Below are 415 nucleotides of genomic sequence, written 5' to 3'. Positions count from 1 at the left end.
AGTACATTCAAACCGGCAAGCTTAGCGGCATCTTTGGTTCCTGCACGCTGTGTATCGTCAAAGTAAGCCGGCACTGTAATAACCGCGCCAGTAAGCTCTCCGCCTAGTGTAGATTCGGCACGCTGACCTAAGGCTCTTAAGATATCCGCTGAGACTTCAACTGGGTTCTTATTGCCAAGTGTGGTTTGTAAAATCGGCAGGCCATTGTCGCTGTTTAGCAACGTATACGGCAGCTTTGGATAGCGCTGTTTTATATCTTCAACCGAACGGCCAAGAAGTCGCTTCACTGAGATAACGGTATTTTGAGGATCGCTCTCAGCAGCGTCTAGGGCAGAATAACCCACATTAAAGCCATCTGATTTGTAGTGCACCACTGACGGTAAGATAGCGCGGCCTTCAGAATCAAGGAGTGGGC

The 415-nt window shown here is 49.2% G+C and carries 1 protein-coding gene; it reads right to left on the bottom strand.

What is annotated here, in order from left to right; genetic code table 11:
• Positions 1–415: Hsp70 family protein (locus tag AB4585_RS29660; RefSeq protein ID WP_372172427.1), on the bottom strand; the 415-nt coding region annotated here is incomplete at both ends.

Origin of the sequence: Vibrio sp. 10N.222.49.C9, assembly GCF_041474985.1 — a bacterium.
GTDB classification, from domain to species: Bacteria; Pseudomonadota; Gammaproteobacteria; order Enterobacterales; family Vibrionaceae; genus Vibrio; species Vibrio crassostreae_C.
This window is presented reverse-complemented; position numbering and strand designations above follow the sequence as displayed.